This window comes from Streptomyces boetiae (genome assembly GCF_031845405.1).
In the GTDB taxonomy this organism is placed as follows: Bacteria; Actinomycetota; Actinomycetes; order Streptomycetales; family Streptomycetaceae; genus Streptomyces; species Streptomyces boetiae.
The window spans coordinates 173,648-188,702 of sequence record NZ_JAVREN010000005.1; the positions used below are offsets into that span (position 1 = coordinate 173,648).

The 15,055-nt window shown below is 76.7% G+C and carries 12 protein-coding genes; 7 read left to right on the plus strand and 5 right to left on the minus strand.

The genetic code is table 11. The annotated features are described in order from the left end of the window. The first annotated feature begins 243 nt into the window (after positions 1-243). From RM780_RS05475 to RM780_RS05500, 6 genes are all read left to right on the plus strand, one after another. Positions 244-1,959 carry an ATP-binding protein gene (locus RM780_RS05475; protein ID WP_311629376.1) on the plus strand — a complete coding sequence of 572 codons (1,716 nt, stop codon included), beginning with the start codon at positions 244-246 and terminating at the stop codon, positions 1,957-1,959. A 102-nt stretch (positions 1,960-2,061) separates the two neighbouring features. Then, positions 2,062-3,717: a GTPase gene (locus RM780_RS05480; protein WP_311629331.1), complete on the plus strand. Its 1,656-nt coding sequence runs from the start codon at positions 2,062-2,064 to the stop codon at positions 3,715-3,717. A gap of 92 nt (positions 3,718-3,809) precedes the next feature. After that, positions 3,810-4,571: a hypothetical protein gene (locus RM780_RS05485; protein WP_311629332.1), complete on the plus strand. Its 762-nt coding sequence runs from the start codon at positions 3,810-3,812 to the stop codon at positions 4,569-4,571. Positions 4,572-4,695: 124 nt separating this feature from the next. Next, positions 4,696-6,360, plus strand: coding sequence for an energy-dependent translational throttle protein EttA (ettA, locus tag RM780_RS05490; RefSeq protein WP_311629333.1), 1,665 nt, complete (start codon positions 4,696-4,698; stop codon positions 6,358-6,360). A gap of 52 nt (positions 6,361-6,412) precedes the next feature. Beyond that, positions 6,413-6,835 (plus strand): acyl-CoA thioesterase, encoded by a 423-nt coding sequence (locus RM780_RS05495; RefSeq protein WP_311629377.1) that lies wholly within the window; start codon positions 6,413-6,415, stop codon positions 6,833-6,835. Then, positions 6,832-7,524 carry a hypothetical protein gene (locus tag RM780_RS05500; protein ID WP_311629334.1) on the plus strand — a complete coding sequence of 231 codons (693 nt, stop codon included), beginning with the start codon at positions 6,832-6,834 and terminating at the stop codon, positions 7,522-7,524. The genes RM780_RS05495 and RM780_RS05500 overlap by 4 nt, the downstream gene beginning before the upstream one ends. Before the next feature lie 242 nt (positions 7,525-7,766). On the opposite strand, the gene RM780_RS05505 is transcribed toward RM780_RS05500, so the two are convergent. Continuing rightward, positions 7,767-9,185, minus strand: coding sequence for a sialidase family protein (locus RM780_RS05505; RefSeq protein WP_311629335.1), 1,419 nt, complete (start codon positions 9,183-9,185; stop codon positions 7,767-7,769). 151 nt (positions 9,186-9,336) lie between these two features. Here RM780_RS05505 and RM780_RS05510 point away from each other — a divergent pair, with 151 nt between their 5' ends. Further along, entirely contained in the window at positions 9,337-9,726 is a 390-nt protein-coding gene (locus tag RM780_RS05510) for a globin (RefSeq protein ID WP_311629336.1), read from the plus strand. A gap of 33 nt (positions 9,727-9,759) precedes the next feature. Here the strand turns inward: RM780_RS05510 and RM780_RS05515 are convergent, their stop codons facing one another. The 4 genes from RM780_RS05515 to RM780_RS05530 all read right to left on the minus strand — a co-directional run bounded on the left by RM780_RS05515 (position 9,760) and on the right by RM780_RS05530 (position 15,053). Then, on the minus strand, positions 9,760-10,920 hold the full coding sequence (locus tag RM780_RS05515) for an ABC transporter permease (RefSeq protein ID WP_311629337.1): 1,161 nt from the start codon (positions 10,918-10,920) through the stop codon (positions 9,760-9,762). Beyond that, on the minus strand, positions 10,917-11,654 hold the full coding sequence (locus RM780_RS05520) for an ABC transporter ATP-binding protein (RefSeq protein WP_311629339.1): 738 nt from the start codon (positions 11,652-11,654) through the stop codon (positions 10,917-10,919). Before RM780_RS05520 ends, RM780_RS05515 begins: the two co-directional genes overlap by 4 nt. Before the next feature lie 150 nt (positions 11,655-11,804). Further along, positions 11,805-12,815, minus strand: a complete 1,011-nt coding sequence (locus RM780_RS05525) for an FHA domain-containing protein (RefSeq protein ID WP_311629340.1) — start codon at positions 12,813-12,815, stop codon at positions 11,805-11,807. Between the two features lie 183 nt (positions 12,816-12,998). Continuing rightward, positions 12,999-15,053 carry a PP2C family serine/threonine-protein phosphatase gene (locus RM780_RS05530; RefSeq protein ID WP_311629378.1) on the minus strand — a complete coding sequence of 685 codons (2,055 nt, stop codon included), beginning with the start codon at positions 15,051-15,053 and terminating at the stop codon, positions 12,999-13,001. Positions 15,054-15,055 lie beyond the last annotated feature (2 nt).

The following is a 15,055-nucleotide window of genomic DNA, read 5'->3' on the forward strand; positions in this document are numbered from 1 at the left end:
GATAGGGCTTCGGGGGGTTGGTCCCGGTTGCTTCACGGCAACACCCTTGTGTGGAGATCCAGTGAAGCAGCCCTGATAATCGCAGGTGAGTCCGAGACGCGCAGCGGTTTTGCGGGCGGCCAGGGCGGGTGTTGCCTAGTCGTTATCCCGCCGGGACAGGGCCGGGTGCCCGCTTTGGGGCGCGTTCGGCGGAATATGTTTGGGAAAGAGCGTCATATTGGGCATTCTGCGCATGTGGCGATCTTGGACGCACGGCCGGACCTGCTGGACGCGCTGACCCTACTGCGGGAGCGCCTGGCTGCCTCGCGGTTCCCTCTGGACCTGCCGGGGGCCGAGCGGGCGCGGCGGTCGTGCGCGGAGCTGCTGGGGCAGCTCGACGGCTACCTGCTGCCCCGGCTGCGGCAGCCGGAGGCCCCGCTGCTCGCGGTGGTCGGGGGCTCGACGGGGGCCGGGAAGTCGTTGCTGGTCAACTCCCTGGTCGGCCGGTGCGTCACGGAGGCCGGCGTTCTGCGGCCCACCACGCGCACGCCCGTGCTGGTCTGTCACCCCGACGACCGGCACTGGTTCGCCGGGCGCCGGGTGCTGCCCCAGCTGGCCAGGGTCGTCGGCCCCCGGCAGGAGAACGAGCACGGGCCCGCCCTCGCGATGGTGGCCAGCCGCGCCCTCCCGCCCGGCCTGGCGCTGGTGGACGCCCCCGACATCGACTCGCTGGTCGAGGCCAACCGCGACCTGGCCGCCGAACTCCTCTGCGCGGCCGACATCTGGATCCTCGTCACCACCGCCTCCCGCTACGCCGACGCCGTCCCCTGGAACCTCCTGCGCAGCGCGAAGGAGTACGACGTCGCGCTGGCCACCGTGCTGGACCGCGTGCCGCACCAGGTCGCCGCCGAGGTCTCCCGGCACTACGGCGCGCTGCTGGAGGCCGCGGGCCTGGGCGAGGTGCCCCGGTTCACCGTTCCCGAGCTGCCCGAATCGGCGCGCGGCGGCTCCGGGCTGCTGCCGGGAACGGCCGTGGCCTCGCTGCGCGCCTGGCTGGCCGGCCGCGCCCAGGACCCCTCCGTGCGGGCCGCCTCGGCCGCCCGCACCGCCGCCGGAACCCTCGCCTCGCTGCGCGGCCGGGTCGCCGCGCTGGCCGCCGCCTCCGCCGCCCAGTACGCCACCGCCGTGCGCCTGGACCAGCGGCTGGCCGAGGCCTACGACGAGGCCGACCGGCGGGTGCGGGCCTGCCTGACCGGCGGCGGCCTGCTGGCCGGGGACGCCCGCGCGCACTGGCTGGCGTTCCCCGAGGACGCCACCGCCGACGAGCTGATGGAGGCTCTGATGCGGGGCCTGGCCGGGCTGCTGGTGGAGGCGGTCTCCGCGGCCGACGAGCGCACCGCCGCCGCCTGGGCCCGCGAGGAGGGCGCCCCCGAGGGCGGCGAGGACGGCCCCGAGGCCGTGGCCGAGCGCGTCGGCGTGCTCGTGCGCCGCCTGCGCCGCTGCCTGGAGGAGCTGGCCGAGGAGGCCCGCCGCGCCGCCGCCCTGCCGCCCGAGCCCGCGCAGGAGGCCGAGACCGCCGCCCTGCTGGCCGCCACCCTGCTCGGCGGGCGCAGCGGGGGCGTCGCCCAGCAGGCTCTGGCCGCGATGCTCGGGACCCGGGGCGCGGCCCGGCTGCGGGACCAGGGCACGCGGCAGCTGCGCGGCTGCCTGGAGCGCGTGCTGACGGGCGAACGCGAGCGGCGGGGCGCCCCGTTGCACCGCCTGGAGATCTCGGCCGAGCCGCAGGTGGAGCTGGTTGCCGCGCTCTCGGCCGTGCGGCGGGACGGCGACCCGGGGGAGCGCGCGGCCCGGGCGGTGCGCGACGCGCGCGACGCGCGGACCACCCACGAGGCGCGCGAGGAGGCCCGCGAGGCCAGGGAGGCCCGCGACGCGCGCCGCGCCTCCCGCGAGGCCCCGGCCGCCGGCCGCGGCGAGCCCTGAGCCCGGCCGGAGCGGGCGCGGAACCGGGAAGGACCCGGCGGAGAACGAAGAGAACACAGAGCAGGCAGAGCACACAGAGAAGAAGAGGAAAGGGAGGCGCGGATGGGGACGGAGACGGCCGAGGAGGCCAGGGGGGCGCTGCGGACGCGGCTGGGGGCGCTGCGGGAGCTGGTCGGGCTCTCGCGGACCCGGCTGGAGGAGCAGGTGCTGGCCGAGGCGGGACGGGTGCTGGAGGACGCCGCAGCCCGCGAGCGGCTGCCGCCCGTCTACACCACCGTGGCCATCGCCGGCGCCACCGGCAGCGGCAAGTCCACGCTGTTCAACGCCCTGGCCGGCGCCCAGCTCTCCGAGATCGGCGTGCGCCGCCCCACCACCGCCACCGCCGTCTCCTGCACCTGGGAGGCCGGGCGGCACGAGGTCGGCCCCGACGCCGTGCTGGAACGCCTCAACATCCCCGCCCGCGCCCGCCGCCGCGCCCACGTCATGGACGCCGCCCTGCGCGGCCTCATCCTGCTCGACCTGCCCGACCACGACTCCGTGGACACCGCCCACCGCGAGCAGGTGGACCGGCTGCTGCGGCTGGTCGACGGGGTCATCTGGGTGGTGGACCCCGAGAAGTACGCGGACGCCGTGCTGCACGAGCGCTATCTGAAGGACTTCGCCGGGCACGCCGAGGTCTCGCTGATCGTCCTCAACCAGACCGACCGCCTGCCCCGCGACGCCGTCGAGGCGGTCCTGGACGACCTGCGGCGGCTGCTGGACGAGCGCGGCGTCGCCCTGGGCGAGCACGGCGAGCCGGGCGCCGCCGTTCTGGCCGTCTCCGCCCTCACCGGCGACGGCGTCGCCGAACTCCGCGCCCAGATCGGCGAGCTGGCCGCCACCCGTACCGTCGCCGCCCGCCGGGTGGCCGCCGACGTGGACGGCGTGGCCAAGCGCCTCGGCCCGCTCTACGTCGCCGACGCCGCCGGGGCGCCGGACGGGCTGACCGCCCGCGCCCGGGAGGAGTTCGAGGACCGGCTCGCCGCCGCCCTCGGCGCCCGCGCGGCCGGGCAGGCGGCCGAACGCGCCTGGCTGCGGCGCGCCGACCGGGCCTGCGGAACGCCCTGGGCTCAGGTGGTCCGCCGGGTCGCCGCCCGGCGGGCCGAGCGGCGCGGGGAGCCGCCCGCGCTGGCGGCCCGCGCCGGGGACGGCCCGCCCCCGCCGCCCGTGGTCTCCAGGGCCGGGGTGGACCAGGCGGTGCGGCGGCTGGCCGCCGAGGCGGCGGAGGGGCTGCCCGAGCCGTGGGGCCGGGCCGTGCGGGAGGCCGCCCGGGAGGGAGCCGAGGGACTGCCCCGCGAGCTGGAGACCACCCTGGAGCAGCACCCAGCCCCGCCCGTGCCGCGCCCGCGCTGGTGGTCGGCCGCGGCGAGCGGGCAGGCGTTTCTGCTGGCCGCGCAGTTTCTCGGGGTGTGCTGGCTGCTGGCGGCGCTGGCCGGCCAGCCGGTGGTGGGGCGCTGGCTGCCGCTCGCCCTGCTGCTGGCCGGATCCGTCGGCGCGCCCCTGCTGGCCTGGGCCTGCCGCGCCGCGGCCCGCGGGCCCGCCGCCGCGTGGGGGCAGCAGGAGGAGTGGCGGCTGCGGCGCCTGGCCGCCGACCGCGGCCACAGCCAGGTGCTGGAACCCATGGCCGCCGAACTCCTGCGCTACCGCGAGGTGAGGGAACGTTTCGTGATCGCGGCCTCCCCGAGCGGGGGCGCGGAGTTCCCGGAGGACGGCGCGTAGCGGGACGGGCGCGCGGGAGGGGCCGCTGGGCCCGTCCGAACGCGGGCGGCGGGGGCTGCGGGGCCCGTGTGGCGGCCGGTAAGGATGGCGCGGTGCACGTCGCCCCGGACGAGGAGGCCGCCGCGCGCGGCGTCACGCTCGTGGACGCGGACGGCGCGCCCGTTGCCGCCGACAGGCCCGTGGGCGACGGCGCCGAGCTGTACTTCTCGGTCCCCGTCAACGCCGGGCCGGGAACGGCCTCGCTCACCGCGACGGCCACCTCCGGGGTCGCGGTCGGGCGGGCGTTCACCGGCGTGGACACGCCCACCCAGACGATGATCCTGGCCGCCTCCGCCGCCACCCCGCTCGGCGGCGCCGCCTCCGCCGCCTGGGCCGGGCCGGGCCTGCCCTCGGTCGCCGTGAACGCCGCCCGCCGCTGCGCCGAGGGCGGCGTGGAGGTGACCGCCTCCAACTCCGGCGGCGCGCCCTTCCGCCTCGCCCTGGGCGGCCGGGAGGCCGAGGTCGCCCCCGGCTCGGCCGAGTCCGTGCTGGTGCCCGTCGCCGAGGGCCGCGCCTACGAGATCACCGTCGCCCACCCCGCCGAGGGCCGGGAGCCGTGGGTGTTCACCGGCGTGCTGGACTGCTCGCCCGCCGACCAGCCGGGCAACGCCCTCGCCCCGGCCTCCGCGGGCGGCGCGGCGGGAACGGCCGGGGACGCGGACCTGGCGGCCACCGGCGGCGACCCGCTGCCGCTCGCCGCCCTCGCCCTGCTGGGCGCCGGCGCCGCCGCCCTGCACCTCGTCCGCCGCCGCACCGCCCCGGCGGTCCCGGGGGCCTCGGAGGCCCCGGGCGGCACGCCGGCCACGCAAGCCTGAGGCGCGGGGGCGGGCGTGCACCCGGCGGCCGTCCCGTCCCCGGGCCGCCGGTTTCCGCCGTGGCAGGGACATGCGGCAGGATGGACAGTGCCCGCTCCACCGACTGACTGCCGGACGGTTTCTCTTGGCTGAGTACATCTACACCATGCGCAAGACGCGCAAGGCTCACGGCGACAAGGTGATCCTGGACGACGTCACGCTGAGCTTCCTGCCAGGGGCCAAGATCGGTGTCGTCGGCCCCAACGGCGCGGGCAAGTCCACCGTGCTGAAGATCATGGCCGGCCTGGAGCAGCCCTCCAACGGCGACGCCTTCCTCACCCCCGGCTACACCGTCGGCATCCTCCTGCAGGAGCCGCCCCTGGACGAGACCAAGACCGTCCTGGAGAACGTCCAGGAGGGCGTGGCCGAGACCAAGGGCAAGCTCGACCGGTTCAACGAGATCGCCGAGCAGATGGCGACCGAGTACACCGACGAGCTGATGGACGAGATGGGCAAGCTCCAGGAGCAGCTCGACCACGCGGGCGCGTGGGACCTGGACGCGCAGCTGGAGCAGGCCATGGACGCCCTGGGCTGCCCCCCCGGCGACTGGCCCGTCACCACCCTCTCCGGCGGTGAGAAGCGCCGCGTCGCCCTGTGCAAGCTCCTGCTGGAGCAGCCCGATCTGCTGCTGCTGGACGAGCCGACCAACCACCTGGACGCCGAGTCCGTGCAGTGGCTGGAGCAGCACCTGGCCAAGTACCCGGGCACCGTCGTGGCCATCACCCACGACCGGTACTTTCTGGACAACGTCGCCGAGTGGATCCTGGAGCTGGACCGCGGCCGCGCCTACGCCTACGAGGGCAACTACTCGCGTTACCTGGAGACCAAGCAGGCCCGCCTGAAGGTCGAGGGGCAGAAGGACGCCAAGCGCGCCAAGCGTCTGAAGGAAGAGCTGGAGTGGGTCCGCTCCAACGCCAAGGGCCGCCAGGCCAAGTCCCGTGCCCGCCTCGCCCGTTACGAGGAGATGGCGGCCGAGGCCGAGAAGACCAGGAAGCTGGACTTCGAGGAGATCCAGATTCCGCCGGGCCCGCGCCTGGGCAACATCGTGGTCGAGGTCGACGCGCTGGGGAAGGCGTTCGGGGACAAGGTGCTGGTGGACGGCCTGTCGTTCTCGCTGCCGCGCAACGGCATCGTCGGCGTCATCGGCCCCAACGGCGCCGGGAAGACCACGCTGTTCAAGATGATCCTCGGCCTGGAGTCCCCCGACTCCGGCAGCGTGCGGGTCGGCGAGACCGTGCAGATCTCCTACGTCGACCAGTCCCGCGCCAACATCGACCCCAAGAAGACGCTGTGGGAGGTCGTCTCCGACGGCCTGGACCACATCAGCGTCGGCCAGGTCGAGATGCCCTCGCGCGCCTACGTCAGCGCCTTCGGCTTCAAGGGCCCCGACCAGCAGAAGCCGGCCGGCATCCTCTCCGGCGGCGAGCGCAACCGGCTCAACCTCGCCCTCACCCTCAAGCAGGGCGGCAACCTCCTGCTGCTGGACGAGCCGACCAACGACCTCGACGTGGAGACCCTCTCCTCGCTGGAGAACGCGCTGCTGGAGTTCCCCGGCTGCGCCGTGGTCGTCTCCCACGACCGGTGGTTCCTGGACCGCATCGCCACGCACATCCTCGCCTACGAGGGCGGCTCCCAGTGGTTCTGGTTCGAGGGGAACTTCGCCTCCTACGAGAAGAACAAGATCGAGCGCCTGGGCCCGGAGGCGGCCCGCCCGCACCGCGCCGCGCACAAGAAGCTCACCCGGGGCTGAGGGGGCGGGCGGCGTGCGGTACCAGTTCCGCTGCCCCCTGCGCTGGGGGGACATGGACTCCTACGGGCACATCAACAACGTCCTCTTCGTGCGCTATCTGGAGGACGCCCGGATCGACTTCATGTTCCGCCTGGCGCGGGAGGCGGCCGGGCCCGAGGCGTTCACCGGCGGGGTCGTCGTCGCCCGGCACGAGATCGACTACCTCCGGCCGCTGGTCTTCCGCCCCGAGCCGGTCGTGGTGGACCTGTGGGTGACCCGGATCGCCGCCGCGGCGGCGACGGTGCGCTACGAGATCCGCGAGCCGGAGGCGGCGGACCCGGCCCCCGCGCCGGTGGTCTACGCCCGCGCCGCCACCGTGGTCGTTCCCTACGACCTCGCGCGGGAGCGCCCGCGCCGCCTGTCCGCCGCCGAGAAGACCTTCCTGGAGAAGTACCTCGACGACCAGGCGGGTGGCCCGGAGGCGGCGGTCCGATGAGCGGTGGCGGCGTGGAGAGCGTCACGCATCAGCGGCTGGTGCTGGCCGCACCTGGGGAGGCGGCCGGGCTGGCCGCGTTCCTCGGGCGGCAACTGCGCTGGGACCGGGCCGCCGCGGCCCGGCTGCGCGCAGAGGGCGACGTGCTGGCCGTCTTCACGCGGCCCGCGCGTTTCGGCGTGCTGGCCATCCGCCCCTGCCACCTGCGGGAGCCCGCCGGCCTGGACGTGACCGTCTCGGCCGGGGAGCTGCTGGAGGGCGTGGACGAGGCGGCCGGGGCGCTCGGCGTGCCCGCGCCCGTCACCGGCCCGTCCTGGGCCGGGCTGCTGCCGCGGCGCGGCGGCTGGCTGCCGGTCGCCGACCTGACGCCCGAGGAGGCGCGGGGCGCTGCGGCCTCCGTGGTCGCGGAGTTCCGCACCCGCACCGAGGCGCTGATCCCCGCGCAGCGCACGCGGTCCGCGCTGGACGCGCTGGCCGAGGAGATCTGGTCCCGGACCCTGCCCGGCACGCCGCTGCCCCTGCGCGTCGTGCACGCCGCGCACGCCCTCGGCCTGCTGGCCGAGGTCCCCCCGGCCGGGGTCACCGTGCTCAGCGGCGGCTCCTGGCTGCGCCTGCGCACCCCCGCCGGCTCCATCGCCGTCCGCCGCGACGGCCCCCCGGGACTCGCGGGCCTCGGCGTCACACCGGTCTGAGACCCGCCGCGCGAGGCCGGGCCGGCCCCTCCGCGCCCCCGGCGGGCCGGTGCTCCCGCGCGGGCGAACGGCCCGGGCGGGCGTGCGCGCGAACGCCCGGGGCCGGGCGTTCCGCCGCCTCCGCCGCAACGCTCCGGGCTCCGGGCAACGCCCCCGGCGGGGCCGCGGTCCGTGGCGCGCGCCCGGAGACGGAGTTTCGGAGCCAGGGGGTCGAAAGGGCGCGCCGGAGGCCGGCGCCGCGCTCAGCTCGCCGGGCGGCGGGGTGTCGCCGGGCGGGGTGGGGAGGACGGGGTGCGGCGGTTGACCGTGGCGGCGGCGCGGACCGTGGGCGGGCCGCGGTCGACGGGCACCCAGGCCGTTCCCCCCGCCGGGCGCGTGCCGGGAGCCGGCACCGCGCACTGGGCCGCGTCCCGGACGCCGCCGTCCAGTGAGGCCACGCTGAAGGCCGTGAACATCACCGTGCCGTGCGGGCTGTTGGTGCCCGTCTCGTACAGCAGGCCGATCTCGCCCGTCGGCAGCAGCGTCAGGTCCGAGTACCCGGCCCGCCCCGGGTTGATCACCGCGCGGGCCTCCTGCCAGGTCACGCCCTCGTCGTAGGAGCTGCGGATGGTCAGCGTCCGCCGTCGCGCCGAGGAGTCCGCGCCCGAGAGCGAGGGCGCCGACAGCAGCAGCCGGTTGCGCGGATCGCCCTCGTCCGTGGCGGACAGCCGCAGCAGGGACGCGGACACCGGCGGGGTCTCCAGCGCGGGAACGGGAGCGAACCCCTCCGCCGTGAACGACTCCCCGCCGTCCCGGCTGGAGGCCGCCAGCCGGTGCGCGCCCGGCCCGGGCGCGGAGCTGCGGGCGTTGACGTACAGGCTGCCGTCCACCAGCTCGGCCAGGGTCAGCTCGCCCGGGTTGGGCCGCTCGGAGTCCGTCTCGTACACCGCGCCCAGGCGCCACGTCGCGCCCCCGTCGTCGCTGTAGTAGAGCTGCGCGCCCGAGCGGCCCTCCGCCGTGTCGTGGTCCCCGGGCACCACGAGCCGCCCGGCGTGCGGGCCGCGCCGGAGCTGCACCCCGTGGCCGGGACCGACCGAGACCCAGGTCCAGTGCGCGGGCTTCAGCGGGCCCAGCACGCCGCCCGCCCGCCAGGTCAGGCCGCCGTCCGTGCTGTAGAGGCTGTGCAGGGTCCGGGTGCGCCGCACCCGCCGGTCGCCCTCCGGGAGCCAGGAGTTGTGCGCGTACAGCACCGAGATCCGGCCGGAGAGGGCGTCCACCACGGGCACCGGGTTGCCGAAGCCGCCGCGGTCGCCGGCGCCGCGCAGCACCGTCAGCTCGCCCCAGCTTCGCCCGCCGTCCGTGGAGCGCCGCAGCACCAGGTCGATGTCGCCCACGTCCCCGCAGTCGGCGCGCCGGGCCTCGGCGAACGCCAGCAGCGTGCCGTCCGGGGCGGTCACCACGGCCGGGATGCGGAAGCAGGTGTAGCCGTGGTGCTGGTTCTTGAAGGGCTGGGACAGCTCCCGCTCGGGGGCCGCCGGGAAGGTCTGCGGCCCGGCGGCGTTGGCGGCCGGGGCCGTGATCAGCACCGCCCACAGGACCGTGACCAGGGCGACGCTCCAGCGGGGCAGGATGCGCGTGGGTCTTCGGGCGGTGCGGGCCTCCGGGGCGGCGGACGGCGGCATGGGCGGACCCTACGACGCGCGGGCAACGCCCGTGCGGCGCGCGGCGAACGCTTCGGTTGCGGGCCGGTGACGCGGCCCGGGGGCGCGGCCGGACCCGGCGGGGGGCAACGGCCGGCGCGGGCCCGGCCCGCGGGTCTGCGACCATGGAGGGGTGACCGAGCAGCAGCAGGAGTCGTTCTACGAGCAGGTCGGGGGAGAGGAGACCTTCCGCAAGCTCGTCCGCCGCTTCTACGAGGGCGTGGCCGGGGACCCGGTGCTGCGGCCGATGTACCCGGAGGAGGACCTCGGCCCGGCCGAGGAGCGCCTGGCCCTCTTCCTCATGCAGTACTGGGGCGGCCCGCGCACCTACAGCGACCGCCGCGGGCACCCGCGGCTGCGGATGCGGCACGCGCCGTTCACCGTGGACCGGGCGGCGCACGACGCGTGGCTGCGGCACATGGAGGAGGCCGTGGACAGCCTCGGCCTGGCCCCCGAGCGGCGCCGGGAGCTGTGGAACTACCTGGTCTACGCCGCCGCCTCGATGGTCAACGCCCCCGGCTGAGGCGGCCGTTCACCCCGCTCGTCCCGGCGGCCCTCAGGCCGAGTCCCAGCGGAAGAGGCGGGCCGCGACGGCGGTCACCACGGCCGTGAAGACCAGCAGCCCGCCCATCACCGGCAGCGCCTCGCCCCAGCTCCCGCCGCGGCTGAGCACGTCCTGCATCGCCTCGTTGAGGTGCTTCAGCGGCAGCAGGTTGGCCACCCGGCCCAGCCAGCCGGGCATCACGTCGGTGGGGAAGAAGGAGCCGGAGAGGAACGCCATCGGCAGGATGACCACCTGGAGCGCGCCGTTGGCCGCCTCCTCGGTCTTCGCCCACGCGCCGATCAGCAGGCCGATCGACATGAACGACAGGGCGCCGCAGGCGATCAGCGGCAGCGCCAGCCACCACGAGCCCGTCAGTTGCAGCCCGAAGTACGGCAGCGTGGCGATGCCCAGGAAGACGGCGGTCTGGGCGAACGTCAGCGCCAGGCTCACCCCGACCCGCGCGCCGATCACCGTTCCCGGGCCGATCGGCGCCAGCCACAGCCGCCGCAGGATGCGCTTCTTGCGCCAGTTGACGAGGGTCAGCGCGGACATGAAGGAGGCGCCCATCGCCACGGCCCAGCCCAGCAGGCCCGGGGTGAGGTACTGGATCGGCTGGACCGACTCGTCCTCGACCTGCCCGGTGGCCAGGCGGTAGGCGGGCGGCCGGCCGGTGGCCTCGACGTTCGCCGTCTGCACCAGGGACTGCACCAGGCCCTGCACGGTGCCCGAGCGCGCCGGGTCCGCGGCCGAGTACCGCAGCTGCACCTCGCCGTTGGCGTCCTCCCACACCACCGCGTCCGCGTCCCCCTGGCGGACCTCCGCCAGCGCCTCCTCACGGTCGGCGGACCGGCGCACGGTCAGCGCGTCGGAGAGCGCGGTCAGCTCGGCCGAGGAGAGCTGGTCCAGCACGCCCACCTCCCCGACCTGGATCACGGTGGAGCGCGGGGTGGACTCGCCCTGGAAGAGCATCCCGAAGAGGCCCAGGAACATCAGCGGGAACAGCAGCATGAAGAACACCGCCGTCCGGTCCCGCAGCAGGCCGAGCAGCATCGCCCGGGACAGGCTGCGGAAGGCCGTGGCCCTGGGGGAGGCGACGGCGGCCAGGGCGGGCGTTCGCGGCCCTCCGGGCGTTCCCGGCGGGTTCTGCGGCCTCGGCGGCGGCGCGGTCCTCACTCGCGGTACTCCCGTCCGGTCAGGTGGAGGAAGACGTCCTCCAGGGTGGCCACGCCCAGCTCCCCGATCAGGTCGGCGGGGGTGCCCGTGCGCAGGATGCGGCCACCGTCCATGATCGAGACGCGGTCGCAGAGCAGTTCGGCCTCGTCGAGGTAGTGGGTGGTCAGCACGACGGTGCGGCCCTCGGCGTTGATCCGCCGCAGGAGGTCCCACAGGTTGCGGCGGGCCTGCGGGTCCAGGCCCGTGGTCGGCTCGTCCAGGAAGACCAGCTCGGGGTCGTGGACCAGGGCGCAGGCGATGGACAGCCGCTGCGCCTGGCCGCCGGAGAGCCGGTCGTCGCGCACGTCCCGCTTCTCCGCCAGGCCGACCGTCTCCAGCATCGCGTCGGCGCGGGCGGGCGGGACGCCGTAGAGGGCGGCGAAGGTGTGGATCTGCTCGCGGGCCGTGAGCTTGTCGAAGAACGCCGACGCCTGGAGCTGGACCCCGATGCGGCGCAGCAGCCGCCGGTCGCGTGGCCAGGACGGCACCCCGAGGAGGCGCGCGCTGCCCTCGTCGGGCCTGCGCAGGCCCTCCACGATCTCCAGCGTGGTGGTCTTGCCCGCGCCGTTGGGGCCGAGAATCCCGTAGAACTCGCCGCGCCGCACGGTGAAGCTCACCCCGTCGACGGCCTGGACGTCCCCGTAGCGTTTCCGGAGCCCGGCGACCGCGATGGCGGGCGTCTGGTCGTCAGTCATTCGGGTGATAGTAGTTGCGCCCCGCCCGCCCCCGCTGCCGGCGCCCCCGCCCGTGTCGGACGGGAACGCCGGGGAACGTCCCGTTCCGCGCCCCTCGTCCCGGCGGCGGGTGGCGGGCGCTCGGCCGGTGGGGGCCGGGCCGGCGGTGGGTCAGGCTCGGTGGAGGGTGAGGGTGGTCCAGGCGCCTATGTGGATGCGGTCGCCCTCCTGGAGGGTGACGGGGACGAAGGGCTGGATGGGGTCCTCCGCGCCGTTGACCGTCGTGCCGTTGGTGGAGTCCTGGTCGATGACGGCCCAGGTGCCGTCCGTCTGCTGCATCAGCAGGGCGTGCTGGTGCGAGACGCCGGGGTCCTCGGGCGGCTGGGACAGGTCGATGTCCGGGGCCTCGCCCGTGGACTGTCTGCGGCGGCCGATGGTCACCTGCGGGCCCTCAAGCGGCAGCCGCTGCTCCGGTGAGTACCGGGGCAGGGACAGCTGGGCGGCCTCCGGGCCCGAGCGGCGCATCATCGCGGCGAAGTACTCCGGGTCGGGCCCGATGGTCACCGCCCACGCGTCGGCCGGGGACGGCGCGGGGTACCCGCCGGGCTGCTGGCCCGGGTACGGCGGCGGGCCGCCCTGGTGCGGCACGGGGCCGCCGGGCGGTGGCAGCGTCCAGTCGCCGCTGGGGTGCCGCGGCCGGCCGTGGTCCTGTTCCTGCCCCGGGTACTGCGGGGGTTGAGGCGCCTGCGGGTAGGCGGGCGGGGCCTGGCCGCCGTACATCTGGGCGCCCATCTGCCCGGCCGGGTGTCCCTGGTGCTGCTGGTGTCCCTGGTGCTGGGGGGCGGGCGGGACCGGCGGTATGTACGTGGTGGGGGAATTGGTCAGGAAGTTGTACCGGCACTCCTCGCAGAACGGGCTCTGCGCCTCGCGCGGCGTGCCGCACTGGGGGCACAGCTCGGCGGGGGCCAGGGAGCCGGGGTCCTGGTACCCCCCGGCGGGGGCGCCGTAGCCGCCGGGGCCGGGGCCGGGGTAGGGCGGCGGGGGCTGGGCGGCGGAGCCGGGGACGCCGGGCGGCGGGGGAGGGGGGGGGGGCACCGCGACGGCGGGCGCGAGGATGCGCTGGCCGCACACCTCGCACCACTCCTCAGCCACCGACTGGTGGCCGTTCGGGCAAGTCGGCATGTCCTGCCTCCCCCTCACGACACTCGCTGGTCCACTTCGCTGTCCGTCACCGCTGTCCGGTCTACCGTCCGGTTTCCGGCGCCGGGGCGCCGTCGGACCGAACAGTACCTCCCGCCGTCCGCCTCCCGTCCAGTGCCTTCGCGACCAGTCTTGCCGCGCGGGGTCCGCGGCAACCGCCCCCGCTCAGGTCGCCGCGGCCGTTCCCGAGGCCGTTCCCGAGGTCACCGGGAAGGGGATCACCGCGACCGTGATGTTGTCGTGTCCGCCCGAGTCGATCGCGTACCGCACCAGCCGGCGGGCCGTGGCCAGCGGGGCGCTGCGGGCCTCGCCGGTGACCAGCCGGGCCATGTCCCCGGCGTCGTCGGCGTAGTTCCACAGACCGTCCGTGCAGACGATCACCACCCCGGGGCGGTCCGGGGCGAACGCCTGGGTGTGCGGCTCGACGTCCTGCGCGTCCGCGCCCAGCCAGGCCGTGATGGCGTGCGCCCGGTGGTCGGCCATGGCCTCCGCCTCGGTGAGCAGCCCGGCGGCCACCATCTGCGCGGCCCAGGAGTCGTCCTGGGTCAGCCGGGCGGGCGCGGCGCCGTCCTCCTCGGGCACCCAGTAGGCGCGGCTGTCGCCGATCCAGCCGATCGTCAGCGTCCGGCCCGTGGTGATCGCGCTCACGATCGTGCAGGCGGGGGAGTTCCGGCCGGGCTCGGGCTCGGCGCCCCCGGCCAGCTCGTTGACGGCGTCGGCGGCCGTCAGCAGCGCCTCGTGCATGGCCTGCCGCGGGTCGGTGCCGCGCGGCAGGGCGGAGACCAGGAACTCCTGGGCCGTCTCGGCCGCGGCGGCGGACGCCTCGTCGGGGCGGCTGGAGGAGGAGACGCCGTCGCAGACCACGGCGATCACGGCCGGGGTGCCGTCGGGGAGGGCGGTCGCGGAGACGGCGAACGCGTCCTCGTTGCGGTGGTGGCGCAGGCCCAGGTCGCTGACGGCGGCGACCCCGCCGAGCGCGCGCTCCACGTGGTCGCGCGCGCCGGGCTGGGGGCGGCCGCACTCGGCGCAGACGCCGGCGGCGTCCACGTAGCCGTCGCCGCACAGCGCGCAGAGCACCGGCGGGGGCAGGGCGGCCTCCGCGGCGCGGGGGTCGGCGGCCCGCGGGTCCGGCGCGTTGGCCTCGGCGGCCGGCCGGGTGGGGGCGGGCGACCACGGCGGCGTGACGTAACCGGCCCGCTCGCCACCCGGGCCGGCGGCCTCCCCGGCCGGGGGCGGTGGGCCGTAACCGGACGGCTCCGCACCGGAGTTGACGGCTGCCTCGGCGGCGGGGGGCGGTGGGCCGTAACCGGCGGCGTCCCCAGGCGCGGGGGCCACGGCCTCGGAGCCGGGGACGGGCCCGGGGCCGAAGCCGGTGGGGCCGGTGGGGGCCTCGCCGTGACCGGCGGGCTCCGTGCCCGGGTTGGCCGTGGCCGCCCCCGCTGGGGACGGGAGGCCGTAATCGGCGTCGTCCGCGTGGGCGGCTTCGCCGGGGACGGGCGGGGGCCCGAAGCCGGCCGGGCCCGCGGCGGCCTCGCCCGCGGCGGACGGCGGGCCGTAACCGGCAGGCTCCGCTCCGGAGTTGGCGGCTGCCTCGCCGGGGCGTGCTGCTGGGGCGGTCCCCGGCACGGGCGGGGGGCCGAAGCCGGCGGGGCCGGAGGCGAGGCCGGCGGGCGGGGGCTCAGGAGCCGGTGCGCGGGCGGGAGCCGGGGGCGGTGGCGCCGTGGGCCTGGGCGGGGCGCCGAGCCCGGGCGGCCCGGACGCCGGTCCGGCTCCCGCCCCCTCCGGGGCGGCCGGGGGGCCGGACCCGCCGGCGCCTGGCGGGGCGCCGGCGCTCGCATCGCCGGGGACGGGCGGCGGGCCGAAGCCGGCCGCCGGCTCGGCAGGGGCGTTCTCCGGGGGCCGGCCCGGGGGCAACGGGCCCGGCCCTTCCGGTTGTTCGGGGCGCACCGGGGCCAGCTCCAGCGTGTCGGGGTCCTGGCCGGCCGCGTCCGGCGCCGGGACGCGGAGGTCGTGCTGAGTGGGGGTGTACGCCGGCGGCGGCGCGACGCGGTGCTCCCGGACGCGCTCGTCGCCGGAGATGCCCGAGTCGCCCGCGCTCAACGTCCCCGCCTCGCGCGCCGCGAGCCGCAGATCCGTGCCGCAGACCCCGCAGAAGCGGTCGTCGTCCTCCAGCGGCTCCCCGCAGCCGGGGCAGGCGGAGAGTTGGTCGAGCTGCGGCATGG